20 protein-coding genes are annotated in these 23,047 nt (G+C 73.8%); 8 read left to right on the top strand and 12 right to left on the bottom strand.

Going from position 1 to position 23,047, the window contains the following annotated elements; genetic code table 11:
- Positions 1-52: 52 nt before the first annotated feature.
- Entirely contained in the window at positions 53-1,360 is a 1,308-nt protein-coding gene (locus ACWGB8_RS00480; protein WP_452208733.1) for an LLM class flavin-dependent oxidoreductase, read from the bottom strand.
- Positions 1,361-1,618: 258 nt separating this feature from the next.
- On the opposite strand from ACWGB8_RS00480, the gene ACWGB8_RS00475 reads away from it, so the two are divergent.
- Positions 1,619-1,939: an ATP/GTP-binding protein gene (locus ACWGB8_RS00475; protein WP_452208731.1), complete on the top strand. Its 321-nt coding sequence runs from the start codon at positions 1,619-1,621 to the stop codon at positions 1,937-1,939.
- Positions 1,940-1,952: 13 nt separating this feature from the next.
- Here the strand turns inward: ACWGB8_RS00475 and ACWGB8_RS00470 are convergent, their stop codons facing one another.
- Both ACWGB8_RS00470 and ACWGB8_RS00465 read right to left on the bottom strand, forming a co-directional pair.
- On the bottom strand, positions 1,953-2,714 hold the full coding sequence (locus ACWGB8_RS00470) for an ABC transporter permease subunit (protein ID WP_452208730.1): 762 nt from the start codon (positions 2,712-2,714) through the stop codon (positions 1,953-1,955).
- 1 nt (position 2,715) lies between these two features.
- A complete protein-coding gene (locus tag ACWGB8_RS00465; RefSeq protein ID WP_452208728.1) occupies positions 2,716-3,759 on the bottom strand; it encodes an ABC transporter ATP-binding protein in 1,044 nt (347 codons plus the stop codon).
- Positions 3,760-3,895: 136 nt separating this feature from the next.
- On the opposite strand from ACWGB8_RS00465, the gene ACWGB8_RS00460 reads away from it, so the two are divergent.
- Positions 3,896-4,690 (top strand): alpha/beta fold hydrolase, encoded by a 795-nt coding sequence (locus ACWGB8_RS00460; protein WP_452208726.1) that lies wholly within the window; start codon positions 3,896-3,898, stop codon positions 4,688-4,690.
- Positions 4,687-5,001, top strand: coding sequence for a hypothetical protein (locus ACWGB8_RS00455; protein ID WP_452208725.1), 315 nt, complete (start codon positions 4,687-4,689; stop codon positions 4,999-5,001). Before ACWGB8_RS00460 ends, ACWGB8_RS00455 begins: the two co-directional genes overlap by 4 nt.
- A gap of 87 nt (positions 5,002-5,088) precedes the next feature.
- Here ACWGB8_RS00455 and ACWGB8_RS00450 read toward each other — a convergent pair whose 3' ends face one another.
- The 3 genes from ACWGB8_RS00450 to mce all read right to left on the bottom strand — a co-directional run bounded on the left by ACWGB8_RS00450 (position 5,089) and on the right by mce (position 11,496).
- On the bottom strand, positions 5,089-6,018 hold the full coding sequence (locus tag ACWGB8_RS00450; RefSeq protein ID WP_452208723.1) for a cellulose-binding protein: 930 nt from the start codon (positions 6,016-6,018) through the stop codon (positions 5,089-5,091).
- Positions 6,019-6,125: 107 nt separating this feature from the next.
- Positions 6,126-10,517 (bottom strand): hypothetical protein, encoded by a 4,392-nt coding sequence (locus ACWGB8_RS00445; protein WP_452208722.1) that lies wholly within the window; start codon positions 10,515-10,517, stop codon positions 6,126-6,128.
- Between the two features lie 544 nt (positions 10,518-11,061).
- Positions 11,062-11,496, bottom strand: a complete 435-nt coding sequence (mce, locus tag ACWGB8_RS00440; RefSeq protein WP_452208721.1) for a methylmalonyl-CoA epimerase — start codon at positions 11,494-11,496, stop codon at positions 11,062-11,064.
- A 249-nt stretch (positions 11,497-11,745) separates the two neighbouring features.
- On the opposite strand from mce, the gene ACWGB8_RS00435 reads away from it, so the two are divergent.
- Both ACWGB8_RS00435 and meaB read left to right on the top strand, forming a co-directional pair.
- The gene (locus ACWGB8_RS00435) at positions 11,746-12,939 is read left to right on the top strand and encodes an acetyl-CoA C-acetyltransferase (protein ID WP_452208719.1); all 1,194 of its coding nucleotides are present in this window, start codon (positions 11,746-11,748) and stop codon (positions 12,937-12,939) included.
- Positions 12,940-13,008: 69 nt separating this feature from the next.
- On the top strand, positions 13,009-13,965 hold the full coding sequence (gene meaB, locus ACWGB8_RS00430) for a methylmalonyl Co-A mutase-associated GTPase MeaB (protein WP_452208717.1): 957 nt from the start codon (positions 13,009-13,011) through the stop codon (positions 13,963-13,965).
- Between the two features lie 171 nt (positions 13,966-14,136).
- Here meaB and ACWGB8_RS00425 read toward each other — a convergent pair whose 3' ends face one another.
- From ACWGB8_RS00425 to ACWGB8_RS00410, 4 genes are all read right to left on the bottom strand, one after another.
- On the bottom strand, positions 14,137-14,691 hold the full coding sequence (locus ACWGB8_RS00425; protein ID WP_452208715.1) for a MarR family winged helix-turn-helix transcriptional regulator: 555 nt from the start codon (positions 14,689-14,691) through the stop codon (positions 14,137-14,139).
- Between the two features lie 70 nt (positions 14,692-14,761).
- The gene (locus ACWGB8_RS00420; protein ID WP_452208831.1) at positions 14,762-15,574 is read right to left on the bottom strand and encodes an AIM24 family protein; all 813 of its coding nucleotides are present in this window, start codon (positions 15,572-15,574) and stop codon (positions 14,762-14,764) included.
- Positions 15,575-15,834: 260 nt separating this feature from the next.
- The gene (locus ACWGB8_RS00415) at positions 15,835-16,485 is read right to left on the bottom strand and encodes an AIM24 family protein (protein ID WP_452208714.1); all 651 of its coding nucleotides are present in this window, start codon (positions 16,483-16,485) and stop codon (positions 15,835-15,837) included.
- On the bottom strand, positions 16,485-17,123 hold the full coding sequence (locus tag ACWGB8_RS00410; protein WP_452208712.1) for an AIM24 family protein: 639 nt from the start codon (positions 17,121-17,123) through the stop codon (positions 16,485-16,487). Before ACWGB8_RS00410 ends, ACWGB8_RS00415 begins: the two co-directional genes overlap by 1 nt.
- 235 nt (positions 17,124-17,358) lie before the next feature.
- Here ACWGB8_RS00410 and ACWGB8_RS00405 point away from each other — a divergent pair, with 235 nt between their 5' ends.
- Positions 17,359-17,691 (top strand): DUF3817 domain-containing protein, encoded by a 333-nt coding sequence (locus ACWGB8_RS00405; protein ID WP_452208711.1) that lies wholly within the window; start codon positions 17,359-17,361, stop codon positions 17,689-17,691.
- Between the two features lie 114 nt (positions 17,692-17,805).
- Here ACWGB8_RS00405 and ACWGB8_RS00400 read toward each other — a convergent pair whose 3' ends face one another.
- Positions 17,806-19,434: a M4 family metallopeptidase gene (locus ACWGB8_RS00400; protein ID WP_452208709.1), complete on the bottom strand. Its 1,629-nt coding sequence runs from the start codon at positions 19,432-19,434 to the stop codon at positions 17,806-17,808.
- 467 nt (positions 19,435-19,901) lie between these two features.
- Entirely contained in the window at positions 19,902-21,548 is a 1,647-nt protein-coding gene (locus ACWGB8_RS00395; RefSeq protein ID WP_452208707.1) for a M4 family metallopeptidase, read from the bottom strand.
- Positions 21,549-22,043: 495 nt separating this feature from the next.
- Here ACWGB8_RS00395 and ACWGB8_RS00390 point away from each other — a divergent pair, with 495 nt between their 5' ends.
- Both ACWGB8_RS00390 and ACWGB8_RS00385 read left to right on the top strand, forming a co-directional pair.
- Positions 22,044-22,574 carry a MarR family winged helix-turn-helix transcriptional regulator gene (locus ACWGB8_RS00390; protein ID WP_452208705.1) on the top strand — a complete coding sequence of 177 codons (531 nt, stop codon included), beginning with the start codon at positions 22,044-22,046 and terminating at the stop codon, positions 22,572-22,574.
- 85 nt (positions 22,575-22,659) lie between these two features.
- Positions 22,660-22,998: a DUF3817 domain-containing protein gene (locus tag ACWGB8_RS00385; RefSeq protein WP_452208703.1), complete on the top strand. Its 339-nt coding sequence runs from the start codon at positions 22,660-22,662 to the stop codon at positions 22,996-22,998.
- Positions 22,999-23,047 lie beyond the last annotated feature (49 nt).

The raw sequence follows: 23,047 nt of genomic DNA, 5'->3' as shown, positions 1-23,047 counted from the left end.
CCCGCCCCCGCGGGGGAGCTGGAGCGGCCCGGGCGCCCGGGGGCGGAGGCGGTCAGCAGAGCTGCGGCAGCACCTCGTCGCCGAGCCGCGCGATGTTGTGCAGGGTCGCCTCGTGATCGCCGCTGCCCTCCGCGAGCAGGGCGAACCGGCGGATCCCGGTGCGCTCGGCGGTGGCCAGCAGCCGGTCGGCGCACTGCTTCGGCGTGCCCACCGCGTGCAGGTCGCACAGCAGCTCCGTGTACTGGTGCGGGTCGCGCATCTTGCGCTCCCGCCCGTCCACGGTGCGGTGCGCGCCCAGCCCGTACTCGAACCAGCCCGGCATCGACCGCAGCAGGGTGGCCCGCGCCACCGAGGAGCGGTCCTCGACCTGGGCCACACCGGCCGCCACGTGCTGCCGGGTCACCCGCCGCAGCTGCTCCTCGCTGCGCCCGGCGGCCAGCCAGGCGGTGCGGTACAGCTCCAGCATCTGCCGCTTGTCGTCGTCCCCGGAGTGCATGCCGAGCAGCATCGGCAGCCCGCGCTCGGCCGCCAGCCGGACCCCGCCGGGCGAGGTGCAGGCGACCACCACCGGCGGGCCGGCCTGCGGGCGGCCGGAGGCGGTCAGCTCCTTGCCTGCCGGGGTGTCCTTGCGCTGCCGCGGGAAGTGCCGCAGCCCGGACTGCTCGCCTAGGCCGAGCCAGGAGCCCAGCTCCGGACGGCGGACCGGCTCGGTGGCCCGGGGCACGACGGCCACCTCGGGGAAGCTGAACTGCGGTCCGTCCGCGCCCACCCGGGAGCCGCGCAGCCAGCGCAGCAGCAGGTCCAGCCGCTCCGGGAAGCCCTGCTCGAAGGCGTCCACCCCGCTGCCGAAGACGTCGAGGTCGATCCACGGGCCGCCGCGCCCCACCCCGAGCGTGAAGCGCCCGCCGGAGGTGAGGTGGAGCAGCGCGGCCTGCTCGCCGAGCGCCACCGGGTGGGTGGTGGACAGCACGCTGACCGCCGTGCCGACCCCGATCCGCCGGGTGCGGCCGAGCAGCAGACCGGCCAGCGTGGCGGCGTTCGGGCAGACCCCGTACGGGACGAAGTGGTGCTCGGCGAGCCAGACGCTGTCGAGCCCGGAGTGCTCGGCCTGGACGGCGGCGCGGACGGTGCGGTCGAGCACCTCGCCGTGACTCTGCCCGGGGAACTGCGCGGACAGCAGGAAGGCACCGACCCGGACCGGTGCGGCGCCCGCGGCGCGGCCGGAGGGACGTTTCACCGCCGGGAGGGGGGTGCCGGTCAGGGCCACCGGATCGGTCGGCGGCATGGCCGGGCCCGGGGCGGGCGGGCGTACCCCGACGGGCCGGCGGGCCTCCTCGCGGGCGCTGGTTCTGGTCGTCATTGGGCCTCCTCGGGTGCGCGCAGGGTCTGCGAGCCCCGCCTGTACCCCTCGTGAGTAACCCATGTCATGTGCCAATGGCACGCTGAACCACCAATTTCGCGGAAGATCGGGTGGATCTCGGCAGAAACACCGAAGTACCGGGTGATGGCGTGATAGTGAACCCGGGGGCCTGCTGCCGGCCGTAGGCTGGAACGGTCCCGCGCCCCGTTCCGAGCCCGCCGCCGCCGTGCGCGGGCCCGCGCAGAGAGGTAGTCCGCCGTGCCCCGCCGCAACCGGATCCACACCGCCGCAGACCGAGGGCCGGCCGAGCCCGCGGCCCCGCTCGGCGGCTCGCTGCGCCGCACCGAGGAGTACCGGGGCGAGGACTGGGTCGTGCAGACGGTGGCCGGCACCGCGGGCCGCCACTACCGCTGCCCCGGCTGCGACCAGGAGATCCCGCCCGGGGTGGGCCACGTGGTGGCCTGGCCGATGCACGGCGCGGGCGTGGAGGAGCGCCGGCACTGGCACCGCGCCTGCTGGGGGGCGCGCGAGCGCCGCGCCTCCAACCTCCAGCGGGGGCGCGGCGCTCCGCGGTACTGACGGCCCGGCGGCCTCAGGCGTCGCGCTTCTTCAGCACCAGCGCCCCGCCGGCCAGGGCGGCCAGCGTCCAGGCGAGGCAGATCAGGAAGCCCGTCCACGGCCCGTACGGCTGGCCGTTCTGCTCGTAGACCAGCAGCATCCGGGAGCCCGCGTAGTCCGGGAAGTACCGGGCGAGGGTCTTCACCTTGGGCACCGCCGAGAGGATCGGCGAGAGCAGGAAGAAGAACGGCACCAGCACCCCGAGCGCCAGGGTCTGGTTGTGCAGCATCGCGGTGACGCCGGCCGAGAACAGGCAGAGCATCGTCAGGTAGAGCGCGGCCCCGAACACCGCGCGCAGCACGCCCGGTTCGCCGAGGTCGGTGGCGTGCGGGCCGAGCATCGCCTGGCCGAGGAAGAACGTGACGAAGGCGGTCACCAGCGAGACCGCCAGCGCCAGCGCGCCGAGCACCGCGGCCTTGCCGGCCAGCAGGGTGCCGCGCTGCGGGACGGCGGCGAGGGTCACCCGGATCATGCCGGTGCTGTACTCGTTGCCGATGGCGAGCACCCCGAAGACGATGATGGCGAGTTCGCCGAGCATGATGCCGGCGAAGGCGGTGCCGGTGGCGTCGAAGGGGCCGTCGCCCGCGAACTCCTCGAAGTTGTTGCGGGTGAGCAGGGAGAGCAGCACACCGAGTCCGGCGGTGACCACGAAGGTCAGCGCGAGCGTCCAGATCGTCGAGCGGACGCTGCGGATCTTGGTCCACTCGGACTCCAGGATCGCGGGGAAGGACGCCATCTCAGTTCTCCTTCGGGACGGTGGGGAGCTGCTGCGCCCGGCCGGCGCCGGTGCCGCCGCCCCGCCAGTCGGCGCCCCAGGCGGGGGGCGGGCCGGCCGCCCCCGTTCCCGCGCCCGCCCCCGCGCCAGGACGGGGGGCGGGCGCTCCGGCGTGGTACTCCACCGCGTCGGCGGTCATCTGCATGAACGCCTCCTCCAGGGACGCCTGCTGGGGGCTCAGCTCGTGCAGCACCACCCCGTTGGCTGCGGCCAGTTCGCCGAGTTTGGCGAGGTCGCCGTCGACCACCTCGACAGAGCCCTCGGGGCCCGGTTCGTGGGCCAGCCCGGCGGCGGCCAGGGTGTCCAGCAGCCGTTCCGGCTGCGGGCTGCGCAGCCGTACGGCGGAGCGGGAGTTGCGCCGGATGAACTCGGGCATCGACAGGTCGGCCAGCAGCCGGCCCTTGCCGATGACGACCAGGTGGTCGGCGGTGAGGGACATCTCGCTCATCAGGTGGGAGGAGACGAAGACCGTCCGGCCCTCGGCGGCCAGCCGCTTCATCAGGTTGCGGATCCACAGGATGCCCTCGGGGTCGAGGCCGTTGACGGGCTCGTCGAACATGACGATCTCGGGGTCGCCGAGCAGGGCGGAGGCGATGCCGAGGCGCTGGCCCATGCCGAGCGAGAAGCCGCGCGAGCGCTTGCGGGCGACGGAGGTGAGGCCGACCAGGGCGAGCACCTCGTCGACCCGGGAGGCCGGGATGCGGTTGCTCTGGGCCAGCCAGAGCAGGTGGTCGCGGGCGGTCCGGCCGGGGTGGACGGCCTTGGCCTCCAGCAGGGCGCCGATGTACTTGAGCGGCTCGTTGAGCCGGTCGTAGTGCCGGCCGTCGATGGTGACGCGCCCGGCGGTGGGCCGGTCGAGATCGAGGATCATGCGCATGGTGGTGGACTTGCCCGCGCCGTTCGGGCCGAGGAAGCCGGTGACCACGCCCTGCGGCACCTGGAAGCTCAGCCGGTCGACGGCGAGGGTGTCGCCGTAGCGTTTGGTCAGTTCGTGCAGCTCGATCATGGGGCGCTCCCTCTGCTCTCCGGCAGGCTATGACAAACCGGACATAGCGTCCCGCTGGGTGCGCCCGCCCGGCGTACCGCCCCGGTGCCCGTGGTGGCCGTGCACGCTCCGGGCCCGGGGCTCTAGGCTCGGGGGCATGACCGAGCTCCCCACCGCGTTGTCCGTCCGCGAGAGCGGCACCGGGACACCGATCGTGCTGCTGCACGCCTTTCCGCTCGACGCCTCGATGTGGGCGGCCCAACTGGACGGCCTGCCCGGGCTGACCGGGGACGAGGCCCGGGTGCTCGCCCCCGACCAGCGCGGCTTCGGCGGCACCGAGCTGGGCGCCGGAGCGCCCTCGCTGGACGCGGTCGCCGACGACGTCGCCCTGCTGCTCGACGCGGCCGACATCGATCGGGCCGTGGTCGGCGGGCTGTCGATGGGCGGCTACGCGGCTCTGGCCTTCGCCCGCCGCCACCCGCAGCGCCTCCGCGGCCTGCTGCTGGCGAACACCAAGGCCACCGCGGACACCGAGGAGGCGCGGGCCAACCGGGAGCGGATCGCCTCCGCGGTGCTCGCCCGGGAGAGCGTCGCCCTGCTGGCCGAGGAGCGGATGGAGCGGAACCTGCTCGGCCCGGCGTCCGGCCACCTGGCCGAGCCGGTGCGCAAGCGGATCGCCGAGGCGTCCCCGCAGGCCGTCGCCTGGGCGCAGCGGGCGATGGCGGGCCGGTCCGACACCCGGGAGGTGCTGGCGGGGCTGCGGGTGCCGGTCGCGGTCGTGGCGGGTGCGGACGACGCCATCACCCCGGTGGCCGAGTCCGAGCTGATGGTTGCGGCGGCGCCGGACGCCGAGCTGACGGTCATCGCGGACGTGGGCCACCTGAGCGCGCTGGAGGCCCCGGAGGCGTTCAACTCGGCGGTGCGCAGGCTGTTGGCGCGGGTGGCCGGATGACCCCTGAGGAGACGGCCGGCTGGGACTTCTCCGCGCTGGAGGTGTCCGGGCGGATGCCGGTGACCAACCGCAGCGAGGAACTGGTCGAACTGACCCTGGAGCCGCTCGGCGAGGACTACTGGATGCGGCCCGGCGAGACCTTCATCGTCACCTCGTACGGCGACTACGGCTCGGGCCACCCGTTCGAGGTGCAGTACTGGCCGGACTCGGTGTCGGTCTGGTGCACCTCGTGGTTCGGCACCGTCTCGGACGACGACGGCAACCAGCTGAGCTGCGGGCACCAGCGGCCGGACGGGGCCTACCCGCGCTGACGCCCGCCGCAGCCGGCCGCCGCGGGGCCCGGGAACGCCGCGGGCCCCCGTCCGGGAGGACGGGGGCCCGCGGGACGGACGCGCGGGTCAGCGCGACTGCTGGGCGGGCACGCCCAGGGAGTCGTCGCCCGGCACCGAGGCGGCGGCGACGGCCGCACCGGTCAGCGTGGCCAGCATCTCGCGGACGTTGGTCAGCTGGGCGTTGATGCTGTCGCGGCGGTTGGTGAGCGCCGCCAGCTCGCGCTCGGATTCGCTGCGGATCCGGTCGGCCTTGGCGTTCGCGTCGGCCACGATGTCCTCGGACTGGCGCTGGGCCGTCTCGACGGTCTGGCGGGCGCGGCGCTCGGCGTCGGTGCGCAGCTTCTCGGCCTCCAGGCGGAGCTGCTCGGCGCGGTGCTCGATCTCGGCGAGGCGCTTCTCGGCCTTGGCCTGACGGGCCGCCAGGTCGCGCTCGGACTGCTCGCGGCGCTTGGCCAGGTTGGTCTCGAACTCCAGCGCGGCCTGGGCGGCCTTGGTGCGGGTGTCCTCGAAGAGGGCGTCCGCCTCCTCGCGCTTGTTCTGGGCGTCCTTGTTGGCCTCGGCGCGCAGCTGGGCGGCGTCGCTCTTGGCCTTGTCGACGATCCGCAGACCCTCGTCCTCGGCCTTGGCCTTGCGGTCCTTGGCGTAGTTCTCGGCCTCGCTGCGGACCTGCTGGGCGGCGGCCTCGGCCAGCTCGCGGTGCTGCTCGGCGGCCCGGTGGGCCTCCTCGCGCAGGTCCTTGGCCTCCTCCTCGGCGAGCCGCAGGATCTTCTCGACCCGGGCGCCCAGGCCGGCGTACGACGGCTCCGACTCGACCGCGGCGGCCTGGGCCGTCTGGGTCTCCAGGTGGAGTTCCTCGATGCGCTTCTCCAGCGCGCTGATCCGGGTCAATGCACTGTCACGGTCGGCCACCAGCTTGGTGATCCGCTCGTCGACCTGGGCGCGCTCGTACCCACGGCGCACCAGGTCGAAGCCGTGAGGGGAGTGACTGTCGCTCATGGGGTTCTGGGCTTCCTGTCGTCAAACCGCTGAGGTGGTTGAGGGAATCCTGACACGGTACCGGAGTGTCGTCGGCGAAATGCCGTTGTCTCGCGGAGAATGTCCGCTCAATCGGGTGGTGCCCCACCGGAGCGATTGCCACCCGACCGGGGGGCGCCCACTCCGGCACCCGCCTTGGCACCCCCGTCCTTCTTGCTGCTTCCCCCGTTCGACTGTGCGGCCGGTGACGGCGCCTCGAACGCCTCCAGTGCGGACAGCACGTCCTGCACCCTGGAGATCTCGGTGTTGATGTCCTTGCGGCGCCGGACCAGTTCGTCCAGCTCGCGCCGGCCCTCGTCGGTGACCCGCTTCGCCTCGGCCCGGGCCTCGGTGAGCAGCCGCTCGGCCTCGGCCTTCGCCAGCTCGACCTGCTCGTCCGCGGCCTCGTCGGCGGCCCGCAGCCGCTTCTCGGCCTCGACCGACGCCGACTCCAGCTTCTCCTCGGCCTCGTCCTGGGCGGACTTCAGCTTGGCCTCGGCCTTGACGATCAGCGCCTCGGCGCGGTCGGTGGAGTCGGAGAGCTTGGTCTCCGCCTCCTTCAGCAGGCCCTCCGCCTTGCGGACGGCCGCGATCCGGACCTTGCTGGCCTCGGCGGACGCCTCGGTGGTCAGCTCGCCCGCGCGGTCCTCGGCGGCGGCGACGAGTGCCGCGGCCCGCTCCTCGGCCTCGGCGACGGTGGCCACCGCCTGCTCCTCGGCCTCGGTCAGCTGCTCCTGGGCGGCCGTCACCAGCGCGTCCACCCGCTCGCCGGCCGACTTCATGGCCTGCGCGTTCTCCTTGCGGGCGCGCTCGTGCAGCGCCTCGACCTCGGCGTCGGTGCGCTCGCGCAGCTCCTCGGCGCGCTCGCGGATCGCGGTGGCGTCCCGGCGGGCCTCGGAGAGCAGCGCGTCGGCGTCGGCGCGGGCCTTCTCGACCTCGCCCTGACCGGCGGCCTCGCCGGCCGCGACCAGCCGGTCGGCCTCCTTGCGGGCCGCCGCGACCATCGCGTCGGCCTGCTCCTCGGCGGCGGCGGTGGTGGCCAGGGCGGTGGTCTGGGCGTCCTCGCCGAGCGCCTCGGCGTCCGCGAAGGCCTTCTCCAGGACGGAGTTGGCCTGCTCGCGAGTGGCCCGGTCGAACTGCTCGGCGGCCTCCCGGGTCTCGGCGTCGTAGGCGTCCGCGCGGCCGCGGGCGGCGGCGTCGTACTCGTCGGCGAGGCTGCGGGTGGCGAGCGCGTACTCCTCGGCCTCGGCCCGCAGTGAGGCGGCGAACTCCTCGGCCTCGGCGAGGGCGGCGGCGGCCCGGTCCTCGGCGTCGGCGACCGTGCGGGCGGCCTGGTCGGCGGACTCGGCGCGCTGCTGCTCGGCGGCCTCCTGGGCGGCCCGCAGCTCGGCCTCGGCCTCGGCGCGCAGCCGGGCGTCGTAGTCCTGCGCCTCGGCGCGCTCCCGGGCCAGCTCGGCCTCGACGCCCTCGCGCTCGGCGGCGAGCTCCCGCTCGGTCTGCTCGCGCAGGGCGGCGACCTCGGCGGCGGTCCGGGCGCGCAGGTCCGCGGTCTCCCGGTCGGCGGTCTCCCGCTGTTCGGCGGTCTCGCGCTCGGCGGCCTCGCGCAGTTCGGCGGCGGCGAGGGCGGCCCGGGCGGTGGTGTCCGAGGCCTCCTGCTCGGCGCGGGCCTTCAGCTCGGCGATCTGCTGGGAGGCGGCCTCGTGCATGCCGGCCACCGACTGGCGGACCTCGGCGGCCTCGTCCTCGGCGATCGTGACGAGTTCGGCGGCGGCCGTCCGGGCGGCGGCGATCGCACTGTCGGCGTCGGTACGGGCCTGCTCCAGGACCTCGTCCGCCTCGGTGCGGATGCCGTCGGCCGCGGCCCGGGCCTCGGACAGCTGGCGGCCGGCCTCGGCGCGGACGGTCTCGGCCTGCTCCTCGGCGAGGGCCAGCTCGGCGGCGCCCTTCTCGCGCAGTTCGGCGGCGTCCTGCTCGGCCCGGGCGCGCCGGGCGTCGGCGGCCTCGCGGGCCTCGGCGAGCGCCTGCTCGGCCTCGGCCTGCAACCGGGCCGTCTCGGCGGCGGTCTGCTCGGTGAGTTCGGCCGCGGCCTGCTCGGCTTCGGTGCGGACCTGGTCGGCGTGGGCCTCGGCGGCCTCCCGGGCGGCGGCCGTCTCGGCGGCGGTGCGCTCGGTGAGTTCGGCCGCGGCCTGCTCGGCCTCGGCACGCAGCCGGGCGGTCTCGGCGGCGGTCTGCTCGGTGAGTTCGGCCGCGGCCTGCTCGGCCTGCTCGCGGGCGGTCCGGGCGGCGGCCAGCTGCTCCGCGGTCTCCTCGCGCTCGCGGTGCAGCCCGGCGGCGGCCTCCTCGCGCTCGCGCCGGCTCTCCTCGCGCAGCGCGTCGGCGGCGGCCTCGGCTTCGGCGCGCAGCCGGGCGGTCTCGGTGTCGGTCTCGGTGCGCAGCCGCTGGGCGTCGGCCACCGCGGCGTCCCGGACGGCCCCGGCCTCGGCCTGCGCGTCGGCCCGCAGGGCGTCCGCGGCGGCGGTGGCCTCGGCCCGCACCCGCTGGTCGAACTCGGTGGCCTCGCGGCGCAGCTCGGCGGTCTCCCGCTCGGCGGCGGTGCGGTTCTCGGCGGCGGCGGCCTTGGCGGCGGCGAGGGCGTCCTGGCCGCGCTGCTCGGCCGCGGCGGTGATCTTCTCGGCCTCGGTACGGGCCCGGGCGAGGGTCTGCTCGGCCCGGCCCTGGGTGTCGGCGGCCTGCTGGGCGGTCTGCTCGCGCAGCCGCTCGACCTCGGCGGCGGCGCCGGAGCGCAGCTCGTCGGCGTCGGCCTTGGCCTTGGTGAGCAGTTCCTCGGCGCTCTTGGCCGACTCCTCGATCTGCACGACGGCCTGGCGGCGGGCCTCGCCGCGGACCCGGTCGGCCTCGGCGGCGGCGCCGGAGCGCAGCTCCTCGGCCTCGGCGCGCATCCCGGCGGCCTCGTCCTGCATCCGCTGGATGTTCTCGCGGATGGCGGCGGCATCGTCGAGGGCGGCGTTCTGGGCCTGCTCGACGGCGGCCCGGGCCTGCTCGCGGAGCCGTTCGGCCTCGGCGGCGGCTTCGGTGCGGATCCGCTCGGCCTCGGCGGCGGCCTCGCCGCGGGTGGCCCCGGCGTCGCGGTCGGCGCGGCCGAGCATCTCCTCGGCGGTCTTGGCGGCCTTGGCGAGGTGGACGGCGGCGTCCTTGGCGCCGGCCGCGCGGCCCTCCTCCTCGGCCTCGGCGCGGGCCCGCTCGGCGTCGGCGGCGACCCGGGCGCGGAGCTCGGCGACCTCCCGCTCGGCGGTGGCCCGCAGCTCGGCGATGGCGGCCTCGGCCTCCTCGCGCAGCTGGGTGGCGACGGACTCGGCGGTGGCCCGCAGCCGCTCGCCCTCCTCGGCGGCGGCGGCCTTGGCGGCGTCGGCCTCGGCCTGCCTGGTGGCCGCGGCGGCCCGGATCTGCTCGGCCTCCTTGGTGGCCTGGGCGACCATCCGGGCAACCTCGGCGCGGGCGGTCTGGGAGCGCTGCTCGCTGGCGGCCTCGCCGTCGGCGACCTTGCGCACGGCGGCGGCCTCGGCGTCGGCCTGGAGCTGTTCGGCGGCGGCTTCGGCGTGGGCGCGCAGTTCGGCGGACTCGCGGCGGCTGCGCTCGGCCTCGGCCTGCACCTCGGCGCGCAGCCGCTCTATCTCGGCCTGGGCCCGGTTGAGGGCCTCCTGGGCGCGGGCCTGCTCGGCGGCGGCGTTCTCCTTGAGCCGGCCGATCTCGGCCTGGGCGACGGCGAGGCGCTGCTCGGCGACGGCCTGGGCGCCGGCCAGCTGCTGCTGGGCCTCGCCGCGGGCGGCGTCGGCGACGGCGGCGGCCTGGGCCCCGGTGAGCTGGGCCTGCTCGGAGGCGGCGCGCAGCAGCCGTTCGGCGTCGTCCTGGGCGCGCTGGAGGGCGGCCTGGGCGGCGGCGTGGGCCTCGCCGCGGGCGGCGTCGACGTCGGCGGCGGTCTGGGCGCGGGCCTGGTCGGAGAGGGCGGCGGCCTCGGCGCGGGCGGCGGCCATCATCCGGTCGGCCTCGGCGCGGGCCTCCTGGAGCAGGCGCTGGGCCTCCTGCTCGGTGCCGGCCCGGGTCTGCTCGGCCCAGGAGACGTTCTCGTTGACGTGCTGCTCGGCGCTGCGGCGCAGCTCGACGAGCTCGTCCTCCAGCTTGCGGCGGCGGGCCGTGAGCTCGGCCTCCAGCCGGGCGGTGCGCTCGGCGGCCTCGGCCATGATCCGCTGGGTGGCGGCCTGGGAGTCGCGCAGCTGGCGTTCGGCGTCGGCGCGCAGCTGCTGGGCCTGCATCTCGGCGGTGCGGAGCAGCTGCTCGGCCTGGCCCGAGACGGCGTCGAAGGCACGCGGCTGGGCGAGCGCGCGCCGGGACTCGTGCAGCTTGGCCCGGAGCACCTCCACCTGGTAGGCGAGGTCCTCGGCATGCTCGGCTGCCTTGTCCCGCTCCTTGCGAGTCCGATCCATCTCGGCCTCGAACTGGGAGAGGTGATCGTCAACCTCGTAGCGGTCGTAGCCCCGCACTCCGCGGTCCCATCCATCTCCTGGTCGCGTCCTCGACCCGGCCGTGCCCGGGCTCCCGCTGTTCGGGGGCCGGTCCGACTGGTCCTTGCATCCGCGGCCGGTGGACGACCCCCCGTTCCTGCTGGGGACGCCCGCCACGGTCGGAGTCCTGGCCGCCGGGCGCGGTCGTGCCGCGCTCCGCCGTCCGGGTGGACTCCTGGGCGAACTCTTGCCTGTGGAGAATGGTGACAGATCCGAATTGCGACTGTTCAGCCGTGCCCGCGTAGTGGACTCCCCTGCGACCGGTCGTGCCGTCCGTGGGCGGGCGGCGCGGGCCGGTCATCGGCCGTGCCCGCCGGCCCCGTCCCCCGGAGTCGTCGCGCACCTGGGCATTGTAGTGGGCTCGCACTGCGGGGGAATGGGCGCGTGGGGGTTTTCCGACCGTTCCGTGAGGTTACTGACGGGTTATGAGGGTGCCGCCCGGCCGGGCGGCACCCGCGCGGGGGCGTCAGTGGCCGCCGTCGGGGGCGGAGGTGACCAGCTCGGTCAGCACGCCGCCGCAGTCCTTGGGGTGCAGGAAGGTGATCCGCGAGCCCATCGAGCCGATGCGCGGCTCCTGGTACAGCACCCGGACGCCCTTGCCCCGGATCTCCTCGGAGTCGCCGTCCACGTCGGCGGTGCCGAAGGCGATGTGGTGGACGCCCTCGCCGTTCTTGGCGAGCCACTTGGCGACCGTGGAGTCCTCGCGGGTGGGCTCCAGCAGCTGGATGTACGAGGCGCCGCCGTCCCCGGTGTCGTTGATCTTGAGCATGGCCTCGCGTACGCCCTGCTCCTCGTTGACCTCGCTGTGGAAGACTTCGAAGCCGTAGGTGCTGCGGTAGAACTCGACCGTCCGGTCGAGGTCGAAGCAGGCGATGCCGATGTGGTCGATACGGGTCAGCACGGCGGACCTCCAGGGCCGGTTCCGGGACGGGTTCGCCACCAGTGGAGCGCATCGCGCTGAAGCGGCGCCAGAGCCGTCCGTGCGAGTCTGCTCACAGACTCGCACCTTCACCCGCGCCGGTGCGACACGGTGTTGACTGGACAGTGCCAGTGCGCCTGATCACACGCTCGCTCCGGTGACGGGCGGGTAACGGGTCAGTACATTGAGCGGCATCCTCACCTGGCCACGACGTGCGAAGGGGCCCGTCCCATGACCAACACCACCTCTGTGATCGTTGCCGGTGCGCGTACCCCCATGGGGCGTCTGCTCGGCTCCCTCAAGGGCTTCTCCGGCGCCGATCTGGGCGGCTTCGCGATCAAGGGCGCGCTGGAGCGGGCCGGCATCACCGGTGAGCAGGTCCAGTACGTGATCATGGGCCAGGTCCTGCAGGCCGGCGCGGGCCAGATCCCCGCCCGCCAGGCCGCCGTGAAGGCCGGCATCCCGCTGAACGTCCCCGCGCTGACCGTCAACAAGGTCTGCCTCTCCGGCCTGGACGCCATCGCGCTGGCGGACCAGCTGATCCGGGCCGGCGAGTTCGACATCGTGGTGGCCGGCGGCCAGGAGTCGATGACCAACGCCCCGCACCTGCTGCCGAAGTCCCGCGAGGGCTACAAGTACGGCGCGGTCGAGCTGCTGGACGCGATGGCGTACGACGGCCTCACCGACGCGTACGAGAACATCCCGATGGGCGAGTCGACCGAGAAGCACAACACCCGGCTCGGCATCCCGCGCGAGGTCCAGGACGAGATCGCCGCCGCCTCCCACCAGCGCGCCGCCAAGGCCCAGCAGAACGGCGTCTTCGACGCCGAGATCGTCCCGGTGGCGATCCCGCAGCGCAAGGGCGACCCGGTGCTGTTCGGCCAGGACGAGGGCATCCGCGCCGACACCACGGTCGAGGGCCTGGCCAAGCTGCGCCCGGCGTTCGCCAAGGACGGCACGATCACCGCCGGCACCTCCTCGCAGATCTCCGACGGCGCCGCCGCCGTGGTCGTGATGAGCAAGGCCAAGGCCGAGGAACTGGGCCTGAGCTGGATCGCCGAGATCGGCGCCCACGGCAACGTGGCCGGCCCGGACAACTCGCTGCAGTCGCAGCCGTCCAACGCCATCAAGCACGCCCTCGCCAAGGAGGGCCTGGAGGTCGCCGACCTCGACCTGATCGAGATCAACGAGGCCTTCGCCGCGGTCGCCCACCAGTCGATGAAGGACCTCGGGGTCTCCGCGGACATCGTCAACGTCAACGGCGGCGCCATCGCGCTCGGCCACCCGATCGGGATGTCCGGCGCCCGCGTGGTGCTGCACCTGGCGCTGGAGCTGCAGCGGCGCGGCGGCGGGGTCGGCGCGGCGGCGCTGTGCGGCGGCGGCGGCCAGGGCGACGCGCTGATCGTGAGGGTTCCGAAGGCCTGATCGTCCGACGTACCTTCGGGGCTGCGGTCCGCCGCCGGCGGGCCGCGGCCCCAACCCTCAGGAGCTCCGATGATCGATGTGCCCACGCTGGTCGAACAGGCCCGCCAGGGCCGTCCGCGCGCGGTGGCCCGGTTGATCTCGCTGGTCGAGAACGCCGCCCCGCAGCTGCGCGAGGCGATGGCCGCGCTGGCGCCGTACACCGGGCAGGCCTACACCGTGGGGCTCACCGGTTCGCCGGGCGTCGGGAAGTCCACCTCCACCTCGGCCCTGGTCTCCGCCTACCGCCGGCTCGGCAAGAGGGTCGGGGTGCTCGCGGTGGACCCGTCCTCGCCGTTCTCCGGCGGGGCGCTGCTCGGCGACCGGGTGCGGATGCAGGAGCACGCCACCGACCCCGAGGTGTTCATCCGCTCGATGGCCACCCGCGGCCACCTGGGCGGGCTCTCCTGGACGGCCCCGCAGGCGCTGCGGGTGCTGGACGCGGCGGGCTGCGAGGTGATCCTGGTCGAGACGGTGGGCGTCGGCCAGTCCGAGGTGGAGGTCGCCGCGCAGGCGGACACCACCGTGGTGCTGCTCGCGCCGGGCATGGGCGACGGCATCCAGGCCGCCAAGGCCGGGATCCTGGAGATCGGCGACCTCTTCGTGGTCAACAAGGCCGACCGGGACGGCGCGGACGCCACCGCCCGCGAGCTCAACCACATGCTCGGGCTCGGCGAGGCCCGCGAGGCGGGGGCGTGGCGCCCGCCGATCGTCAAGACCGTGGCCGCCCGCGGCGAGGGCGTGGACGAGGTCGTCGAGGCGCTGGAGAAGCACCGGGCCTGGCTGGAGGAGCACGGCGAGCTGGCGGTGCGCCGCCGCCGCCGGGCCGCCGACGAGATCGAGGCGATCGCGCTGGCCGCGCTGCGGGCCCGGATCGGGGACCTGCACGGCGACCGCCACCTGGCCACCCTCGCCGAGCGCGTGGTGGCGGGCGAGCTGGACCCGTACGGCGCCGCCGACGAGCTGGTCGCGGGACTCACCAGGGGCTGACCCGGGCCCGACCCGGGTGCCCGCGGCCGGACGGCGGCGGGGAAGAGACGTGGGCGGCCGGCCTCCCAGGAACGGGGGAGGCCGGCCGTTCCGCTGCGTGCGGCCGTACGGCGCGCCTTATGACGACGGCTCCGGCGAACGGCCGCTACGAACGGCTCCTGCGAACGGCCGCTACGAACGGCCCCGCAGGCCGCGCAGGTGGTCGGCGATCGGGGCCAGCGCCGCGTACATGGCGTCGATCTGCTCCGGGGTGAAGCGGTCGATGAAGTGCGCCCGGACGCTGCGCACGTGGTCCGGGGCGACCCGCTGCATGATCTCCCAGCCGAACTCGGTGAGGTGGGCGTACAGGCCCCGGCGGTCACCCGGACACTCCTGGCGCAGCACCAGGCCGGCCGTCTCCATCCGGGTGATCTGGTGCGAGAGGCGGCTCTTGGACTGCAGGGTGGCGGTGGCCAGGTCGGTCATCCGCATCCGGCGCTCGGGCGCCTCGGAGAGCACCACCAGGATCTCGTAGTCGTTGATCGCGAGGTTGTGCGGCTGGAGCTCGCGGCCGAGGTGGTAGTCGAGCAGCTTGGCGACCTCCAGGTGGGCGCGCCAGAGCTGCTGCTCCTTGGCGGTGAGCCAGGGCGTCTCCTCCGCGGGCCGTGCGCGCGGCCCGGACTGCTGGGGCGGTACGGGCTGCGCGTCGGACGACGGGACGTCGGCGGCGGAGGTCTGCGGGTCCATGGGGCCAGCATACCCCATTTAGTTAAATGTTGTACGATCTTACGGACCGTCCGCCGCCGACTCCCCGGGGCTACAGGCCGAACCGGCGTCCGAGGTCGCCCAGGTTGCCGAGCCCCGGCACGTTGACGTTCGGCAGCTGGCCCCCGTGCCCGCTCGCGTGCTGCGGGGGCACGCCGCCCATCGGGACCCCGGCCTCCGCGTGCACCGCGCCGATCGCCCGCTCGGCCATCAGCACCTCGGTCGACTGCAGCAGTACCTGGCCGGCGCCGATGAACTCGAACTGGTGCTCCTCGCCGGACGCCCCGCCCACGCCGGTCAGCCGGCGCAGCCCGCCGAGCACCCCGTGCATGTAGTCGTGGTCGTAGTGGTGGCACGGCGCCGGGCAGTCCGCCCAGCCGACCAGCGCCTGCGGGTCGACCCGGACCGGCGGCTCGACGAAGTGCACCGGGCCGTTGGAGGCCGCGACGAACTTGCCGGTGCCGATCAGCGTCAGGAAGCCCGGGATGATCGACTGCTTGAGCTTCAGCGAGGGCTCGAAGGCCAGCAGGTTGCCCGAGCGGACGGTCAGGTTGCCGTCCTCCAGGTCGTACGAGTTCAGGTCGAACGCCCGGTCGGCCAGCAGCAGCTTGCCGCGGCCCTCGGCGACCACCCAGTCCGCCGCGTGCATCGGCGAGTTGAAGTTCCGGCCGAGCATCCGGTCGACCGCGCCCGCGCCGACGCCCTTGAAGGAGATGTCGCCGTAGTAGGCGATCATCTTGCCCTTCTGCAGGAAGTACGAGCCGTTCAGCTCGACCGAGAAGGCGTACGGGTTGACGTTGTCGTTGGACGGCAGGCTGTGCGCGTCGTGCACCACCGGGCCGGAGCCGTCCTGGGCCTTGGGCAGCGGGGCCTGCGCGCCGCCGTACTGGTCCTGGGCGTAGGTCTGCTGCGGGGGCGGCGGGTAGCCGCCCTGCTGCGGGTAGCCCTGCGGCTGCTGCTGGGGGTACCCCTGGGGCGGGTAGCCCTGCGGCGGGTACGGCTGGCCGGGCGGCGGGTAGCCGCCCTGCTGCGGGGTCGGGAAGCCGGGCTGGGTGGGCTGGTTGTACGGCTGCTGCCCGTACGGGTCGTGCGGCTGTCCGTACGGGGGCTGCGGCGGGTAGGACATCAGAGCTTCTCCTCGCTCGCCTGCACGAACACCGCGCCCTGGCCGGACAGCTCCAGCTGGAAGGCCTCGCCGGACCCGCGGCCGATCATGTCGCGCCAGCCCAGGGCGGTGGACAGCTTGTTCTGGACGTTGCCGCGGTGCGCGACGTACGCCTGGGGGTCGACGTGGACGGGCTGTCCCGGGTGGATCGGCAGCTCGATCACACCGCCGTGGGCCATCACCGCGACCGCGCCCTGGCCCTCCAGCTTGGTGGTGAACAGGCCCTGCCCGGTCACCTGGCCGCGGACCATGCCCATCACGCCGCCCTGCTGGCCCATGAACATGGTCGACTGGCGGAGCGAGCCGTCGAAGGCCAGCAGCCGGTCGGCCTCGACGAAGAGGGTGTCGCCGTGCAGGTCGATCACGTGGACGTGGTGGCCGCCGTGGCCGAACATCACGCTGCCGTGGCCCTCGACCGTCATCAGCGGGGTGTCCTCGTTGGCCACCCGCCGGCCGATCATGCCCATCACGCCGCCCTGGCCCCCGGTGAGGCTCGGGGTGAAGCTGACCTCGCCGGTGTAGGCGAGCATGGCGCCGCGCTGGCTGAACAGCCGCTGCCCGGGTACGACCTGCGCCTCGATCATCTTGCTGTTGATCTTGTTGAACGGCATCAGACGTCGCCCCCGACGGTCAGCTTCTCGGACGGCTGCACGTAGACCAGGCCGTCGCCGGTGAACTCCACCTGGACCGCCTCGCCGCCGCCCTCGCCGACGAAGGTGGACCACCCGGCGCCGGACTTGAGGTTGCGGCTGAGGTTGCCGGTGTGCGCCACGTACGCGCCCGGGTCGACCCGCAGGGGCTGTCCCTGCGAGACCCGCAGCACGATCGCCGGGCCCTTCGAGGTGACCGCGGCCCAGCCGTGGCCCTCCACCTTGGTGGTGAAGAGGCCGTTGCCGGAGGTCAGCCCGTTGAGCCCGGTGAAGCTGGTGCCGGTGCTCAGCGTGCCCTCGGTGCAGAGCAGGTTGTCGGCCTCGACGTAGAGCGTCTCGCCGTTCAGGCGCACGAGGTTGATCTCGGTCGCCCGGTCGGCGAAGTAGCAGGTGCCCTGCCCCTTCACCTCCATCACCGTCATCTGCTCGCCGGTCAGTCGGCGGGTGACCATGCCCCGTAGGCCGTCACCGCCGCCGCTGAGCTTCTTGAAGCTCATCTGGCCGGTGTACGCGACCATCGAGCCGTTTCTGGCCTTCACGGCGTCGCCCGTCATGTCGACGGCGAGCACCTTGGACCCCTGGAGTCGAAACTGTGCCACGTCCGAGAATGTAACCGGAGCGGGCACCGAACGGGGAGGGGGCGCGGGTTTTCTGGTACGCGGCTGTGACGGCGGCGGTGTGAGCCCGCACACGTGGGCGGCCCCGGCGGTCGTCCCGGGAGGTGGCTCGGTGATAATGGGTGACGGTTTGTGAGCCGGTTCACAAGCCCGGTGCGCACCGTCCGGCCCCCCGCACCGCGCACCCCGCCGCCCCCGCCGCAATGAGGTACCGAACGTGAAGAGCAACGCTGCCGTCCACCGACTGCGCCTGGTCTCCGGCCCCGAGGGGGCCTCCTTCATCCTGCTGCTGATCTGCTCGGTACTGAAGCGCACCACCGACTTCAACGCCGTGCCGGTGATGGGCGCGGTCCACGGCGCCCTGTTCGTGCTGTACGGCGTCTTCTGGATCATGGCCTGGCAGGCGCAGAAGTGGGACGCCAAGCGCGGCATCGTCCTCTTCGCCCTCTCGGTGCTGCCCTTCGGCGGCTTCGTGGCCGAGCGGATGCTCAAGAAGGAGGAGCGCGGCGAGTACCCGCCGGCCGCCCAGCGCGAGCCCGCCGCCGCGTAGCGGACGTGCCGACAGGCTGCCCGGGCCCCTCTCTCCGGAGGGCCCGGGCAGCCTGTCGGCGTTCGTGCGGCCGGGGCCGGGCGCACCCGGGGCCGGGTGCGCCGCGGCGGGCGGCTAGCTGACGTTCACCGCGCTCCAGGCGGCGGCGACCGCCTTGTACTCGGTGCTGTTGGTGCCGCCGTACAGGTCGGAGGCCGCCTTCAGGGTCGCGGTGCGCGCGGCCTTGTAGTTGGTCGTGGAGGTGAAGTACACGGTCAGCGCCCGGTACCAGATCGCGGCGGCCTTGGTGCGGCCGATGCCGGTGACCGTGGAGCCGTTGGAGGTCGGGCTGTTGTAGCTGACGCCGTTGATGGTCTTGGCGCCGCTGCCCTCCGCCAGCAGGTAGAAGAAGTGGTTGCCGACGCCCGAGGAGTAGTGGACGTCGATGCCGCCGATCCCGGAGTACCAGGAGTCCTTGGACTTGCCGTCCTTGGAGGGCTGGTCCATGTAGCGCAGCGGCTTGCCGTTGCCGAAGATGTTGATCTTCTCGCCGATGAGGTAGTCCGGCACGTCCACCGGCAGGTTGGCGTACCACTCGACCATCGTGCCGAAGATGTCCGAGGTGGACTCGTTCAGGCCGCCGGACTCACCGGAGTACACCAGCTTGGCGGTGGCCGAGGTGAGCCCGTGGGTCATCTCGTGGCCGGCCACGTCGAGGGCGGTCAGCGGGTTGGTGTTGCCCGAGCCGTCGCCGTACGTCATGCAGAAGCAGGAGTCGTTCCAGAACGCGTTGACGTAGTTGTTGCCGTAGTGGACCCGGCTGGTGGCGCCGACGCCGTTGTTCTTGATGCCGTTGCGGCCGAAGGTGTTCTTCAGGTAGTCCCAGGTCGCGCCGGCGCCGTACTGGGCGTCCACCGCGGCGGACTGCGCGTTGGAGGCCGCCCCGGTGCCCCAGGCGTTGTCGGCGTCGGTGAACAGGGTGCCGTTGCCGGAGGTGCCCTTGTTCAGGTTGGTCGTCGACTGGTTGCCGCGCGAGCCGTCCTTGAGCTGGTAGGTCGAACCGCTCTGGGTGGTGACCAGCGGCACGCTGCCGACGTGCACGCCCTTCCCGCTGCCGTTGGCGGTCTGGTACTCCTCGTGCGTCGAGAGCACCTCGCCGCTCGCCGCGTCGGTGACCAGCTGCTGGCGGCTCGGGGTGCCGTCCTCCTTCACGCCCTCGACCGCCGTCACGTACGCCAGCCGCGGGGTGGCGTCGCCCGCCCAGACGACCAGCTGCGCGCCGCCGGAGCCGACGACCTCCTTGACCGGCTGCTCGTCCGCGTGCTCGGCCGCGCCGATGGTCGCCTCGACCGCGGACTTCGCCTGCTCGGCGGCGCGCTCGGCGGAGAGCTTCGGCGTCCGGCTGGGCAGGGACAGCCGCCCCTCGAAGGCGCGGTCCACCGCGACGACGGCGCCGGCCCTGTTCTGGTGCACGACCAGGTCGCCGCCCAGCACCGGGAGCCCGTTCCAGGTGCGCTCGTAGCGCAGGTGGCGGTCGCCGTTGCCGTCGACCACCACGTCGTACGGGACCAGCTGCTCCTGGCTGCCCAGGGCGAGTGCGTGGGCCAGCGGGGCGGACTGGGCGCCGGCGAAGGCGATCAGGGACTCGCGCGCCTGGCCCGCTGCGGGCGGCGCCGCCTGGGCGGGCGCGGCGGCCACCTGGATGGCCCCGGCCAGCAGGGCGGTGGCGGAGAGTACGGCGCCGACTGTCAGCTTTCGCTTCACGTACGGGGTTCCTTCCACGAAACCGCGTGTGCGCGGTCGCGCCGCGGACCGGGGCGCCGGGGTTGGCGCCGTGGGGCGGTCGGGGCGCTGACGAGCTGCTCCCGTGCGGGTCTTGACGGTCCGTCGGAGGGGTGGGGCGACGGACGTCGAACGGGGCTTGGGCAGAAGCATGACAATGCAGGAGGTGAAAGGACAGCGCCCGCCCGACGATTGGCCAGGTCTCGCCAGCGGCCTGTGACGGGTGGTGCCGGGCGGGCCGTGCGCCCGGTCTGCGGGGGTCCGTCCCGCTGGCGGGATCCCGCCAGCGGCGCCGCCTTGCCGCCCGCCGGGGCCGTTGCTACGCGCGGGCCCGGGGGCGCGCGGGGCCGGTCCGGGGCGGTGGCCGGCCGGCGGGGTACGGGCGCGCACGGAAGCGCCCGGGGCCTCCCCGCCGGTATCGGGGCCCCGGGCGTTCCGTGCTGCGGGCGTCAGTTGACGTTGACGCCGCTCCACGCGGCGGCGACCGCCTGGTACTCGGCGCTGGAGGCGCCGTAGAGGTCCGCCGCGGCCTTCAGGGTGCCGGTGCGGGCGCCCGCGTAGTTGGTGGTGGAGGTGAAGTACACGGTCAGCGCCCGGTACCAGATCTTGCCGGCCTTGTCCCGGCCGATGCCGGTGACGGTGGAGCTGTTGGAGGTGGGGCTGTTGTAGCTGACGCCGTTGACGGTCTTGGCGCCGCTGCCCTCGGCGAGCAGGTAGAAGAAGTGGTTCGCCGGGCCGGAGGAGTAGTGGACGTCGATGCTGCCCAGGCCGGAGTACCAGGCGTCCTTGGACGCGCCGTCCTTGGAGGGCTTGTCCATGTAGCGCAGCGGGGTGCCGTCGCCGTTGATGTCGATCTTCTCGCCGATGAGGTAGTCCGGGGTGTCGGAGCCCAGGTTGGCGTAGAACTCGACCAGCGAGCCGAAGATGTCGGAGGTCGCCTCGTTGAGGCCGCCCGACTCGCCCGCGTAGTTGAGGCCGGCGGTGTTGGACGTGATGCCGTGCGCCATCTCGTGCGCGGCCACGTCCAGCGCGGTCAGCGGGTTGCTGTTGGCGTCGCCGTCGCCGTACGTCATGCAGAAGCAGGAGTCGCTCCAGAACGCGTTGACGTAGTTGCGGCCGTAGTGGACCCGGCTGTAGGCGCCGACGCCGTCGCCGCGGATGCCGCTGCGGGCGTGCACGTTCTTGAAGTAGTCCCAGGTGGCGGCGGCGCCGAACTGGGCGTCCACGGCGGCGGACTGGGAGCTGGAGACGGTGCCGGTGCCCCAGGCGTTGTCGGCGTCGGTGAACAGCGTGCCGCTGCCGGACGTCCGGTTCTTCATGTCGGTGGTGTAGCCGCCGCCGCGGGTGGCGTCCTTCAGCTGGTAGGTGCTGCCGGTGTAGTTGGTGGTCAGGGTGACCGAGCCGACGTGCACGCCCTTGCCGGAGCCGGTGGCGTTGGCCGCGAGGTACTGCTCGTGGGTCGAGAGGACGTCGCCGGTGGCGGCGTCGGTGACCAGCTTCTGGGCGCTGGGGACGTCGTTCTCGCGGACGCCCTCGACGACCGTCTCGTACGCCAGGCGCGGGTTGCCGTCGGTGGCGAAGACGACCAGCTTGGCGGCGCCGACCTTGGTGATCTCCTTGATCGGGGCCTCGTCCTCGTCGATGGTCAGGCCGACGGTGGCCTGGACCGCGCCCTTGGCCTGGCCGGCCGCCTGGTCGGCGGCGACCTTCGGGGCCAGCGACGGCACCGACAGGGTGCCCGCCAGCGCGCGGTCGACCGAGGTGACGGTGCCGGCCGGGTCCTGGTGCACCACCAGGTCGCCGCCGATGACCGGGAGTCCGGCGTAGGTGCGCTCGTAGCGCAGGTGGCGGGAGCCGTCGGCGTCCACCACGGCGTCCTTGGCGACGAGCTTCTCCTGGCCGCCCAGGCCCAGGGTCTTGGCGACCCGTGCGGCCTCGGCGCGGGCGAGGCCGACCAGCCGGCTCTTCTCCTGGGCCGCCTTCGCCTGGGGCGCGGGCGCGGGGTCGGCCTGGGCGACGCTGCCGCCCACCTGGATCACGGTGGTGAGCAGGGCGGTGGCGGAGAGTACGGCGCCGGCTGCGAGCTTTCGCTTCACGTACAGGGTCCTTCCGGGAAACCGCGTGTGCGCGGGCGCGCCTCGAACCGGGGCACCGGGGTTGGTGCCTGAGGGGCGGAACGGGCGCTGGCGTGCAGCTCCGTGCGGTCGTGCGGCGGCCACCGGTGAGTGGGGCGGTGGCTGCCCGGGACGGGGCTGGCCGAAAGCATGACAATGCAGCACCTGAAATGACAGGTCTGGTTCACGGATTGGCCAGGTTCCGCCAGCCGGGCGGAACGTGAACAGAAGGACGAAGCGGGACGAATCACCCGCCTTTCAGCGGGTTACCGTTCGAACGACGGCCTGATACCGGGCCGCAGGCCCCCGCGGCGGGCAACCCGCCGCCGCCCGGGGCGGGTTGGCGGGGGTTCACACCGCCGTAATGCCCTGGTCCGTACCATCGCGATCATGTGGCGTGATCCCGCCACCTGTCGCACTTGTCCACCATCAGGGACGCCTGGTACCAGCAGCCCCACCCGCCGGTACGGTAAGCGGGTGGCCAAGCCCCTCGCACTCGACTTCGACCCGATCGCCCGCGCCGACGAGCTCTGGACCCGCCGTTGGGGCGGGGCGCCCTCGATGGCGGCGATCACCTCGATCATGCGCGCCCACCAGATCCTGCTCTCCCGGGTGGACGCGGTGCTCAAGCCGTACGGCCTGACCTTCGCCCGCTACGAGGCGCTGGTGCTGCTCACCTTCAGCCGCACCGGCGAGCTGTCGCTCTCCAAGATCGGCGAGCGGCTGATGGTCCATCCGACGAGCGTCACCAACACCGTCGACCGCCTGGAGCGCGCGGGCCTGGTCGCCCGCCGCCCCAACCCGCTGGACGGCCGCGGGGTACTCGCGGCGATCACCGACCGGGGGCGCGGGGTGGTGGAGGAGGCCACCCGGGAGCTGATGGCGATGGAGTTCGGCCTGGAGGAGTTCGGCCCGGACCAGTGCCGCCAGGTGTTCGAGCTGCTCAGGCCGCTGCGGATGGCGGCCGGCGACTTCACCGAGGCGGAGCGGCCGGGGTCCGCGCGGTAGCGGGCGTGAGGGCGGCTACCCTCGTGGGAGCGGTGCGCGGATCCGGACGTACCGCCCGATCGGGCCGAGCGAGGCGATGGAGAGAATGAAGGCGACCCCCCTGCTGGGCTGGTACCGGGGCCTGGCGATCGCGACGGGTGCCGCGCTGCTGGTGTTCTGCGGGTTCATGGTGGCGAAGTACGGCTTCGACACCGCCGAGCAGCCCACCACCTACGTCGCGATGCTGCACGGCTACCTCTACATCGGGTACTTCGTGGTCACGTTCCTGCTCGGCCAGAAGCTGAAGTGGCCGCTGGGCCGCCTGATCTTCACGCTGGCCGCCGGCTGCATCCCGTTCGCCTCCTTCGTGGCCGAGCGCCGGGTGGTCCGCGAGGCCGCCGAGCAGCTGCCCGCCGCCGGCGCCCGCGAGGCCGCCGGGGTCTGAGCCCCGCGCCGTCCGTTCCCGCAGCGCCCCTCCCCGAGCCGGGGGAGGG

Source organism: Kitasatospora sp. NPDC054939 (genome assembly GCF_053610105.1).
Note: the sequence above shows the minus strand (reverse complement) of the source record. Positions and strands in the feature narration are given on the sequence as shown.

Bases quoted from the DNA above. Each gene is read 5' to 3' on its own strand.
- ACWGB8_RS00480 (WP_452208733.1), bottom strand. From the start codon at position 1,360: ATGACGACCAGAACCAGCGCCCGCGAGGAGGCCCGCCGGCCCGTCGGG.
- ACWGB8_RS00445 (WP_452208722.1), bottom strand. From the start codon at position 10,517: ATGGATCGGACTCGCAAGGAGCGGGACAAGGCAGCCGAGCATGCCGAG.
- ACWGB8_RS00460 (WP_452208726.1), top strand. From the start codon at position 3,896: ATGACCGAGCTCCCCACCGCGTTGTCCGTCCGCGAGAGCGGCACCGGG.
- ACWGB8_RS00415 (WP_452208714.1), bottom strand. From the start codon at position 16,485: ATGCCGTTCAACAAGATCAACAGCAAGATGATCGAGGCGCAGGTCGTA.
- ACWGB8_RS00435 (WP_452208719.1), top strand. From the start codon at position 11,746: ATGACCAACACCACCTCTGTGATCGTTGCCGGTGCGCGTACCCCCATG.
- ACWGB8_RS00450 (WP_452208723.1), bottom strand. From the start codon at position 6,018: ATGAGCGACAGTCACTCCCCTCACGGCTTCGACCTGGTGCGCCGTGGG.
- ACWGB8_RS00425 (WP_452208715.1), bottom strand. From the start codon at position 14,691: ATGGACCCGCAGACCTCCGCCGCCGACGTCCCGTCGTCCGACGCGCAG.
- ACWGB8_RS00470 (WP_452208730.1), bottom strand. From the start codon at position 2,714: ATGGCGTCCTTCCCCGCGATCCTGGAGTCCGAGTGGACCAAGATCCGC.
- ACWGB8_RS00465 (WP_452208728.1), bottom strand. From the start codon at position 3,759: ATGATCGAGCTGCACGAACTGACCAAACGCTACGGCGACACCCTCGCC.
- meaB (WP_452208717.1), top strand. From the start codon at position 13,009: ATGATCGATGTGCCCACGCTGGTCGAACAGGCCCGCCAGGGCCGTCCG.
- ACWGB8_RS00455 (WP_452208725.1), top strand. From the start codon at position 4,687: ATGACCCCTGAGGAGACGGCCGGCTGGGACTTCTCCGCGCTGGAGGTG.
- ACWGB8_RS00385 (WP_452208703.1), top strand. From the start codon at position 22,660: ATGAAGGCGACCCCCCTGCTGGGCTGGTACCGGGGCCTGGCGATCGCG.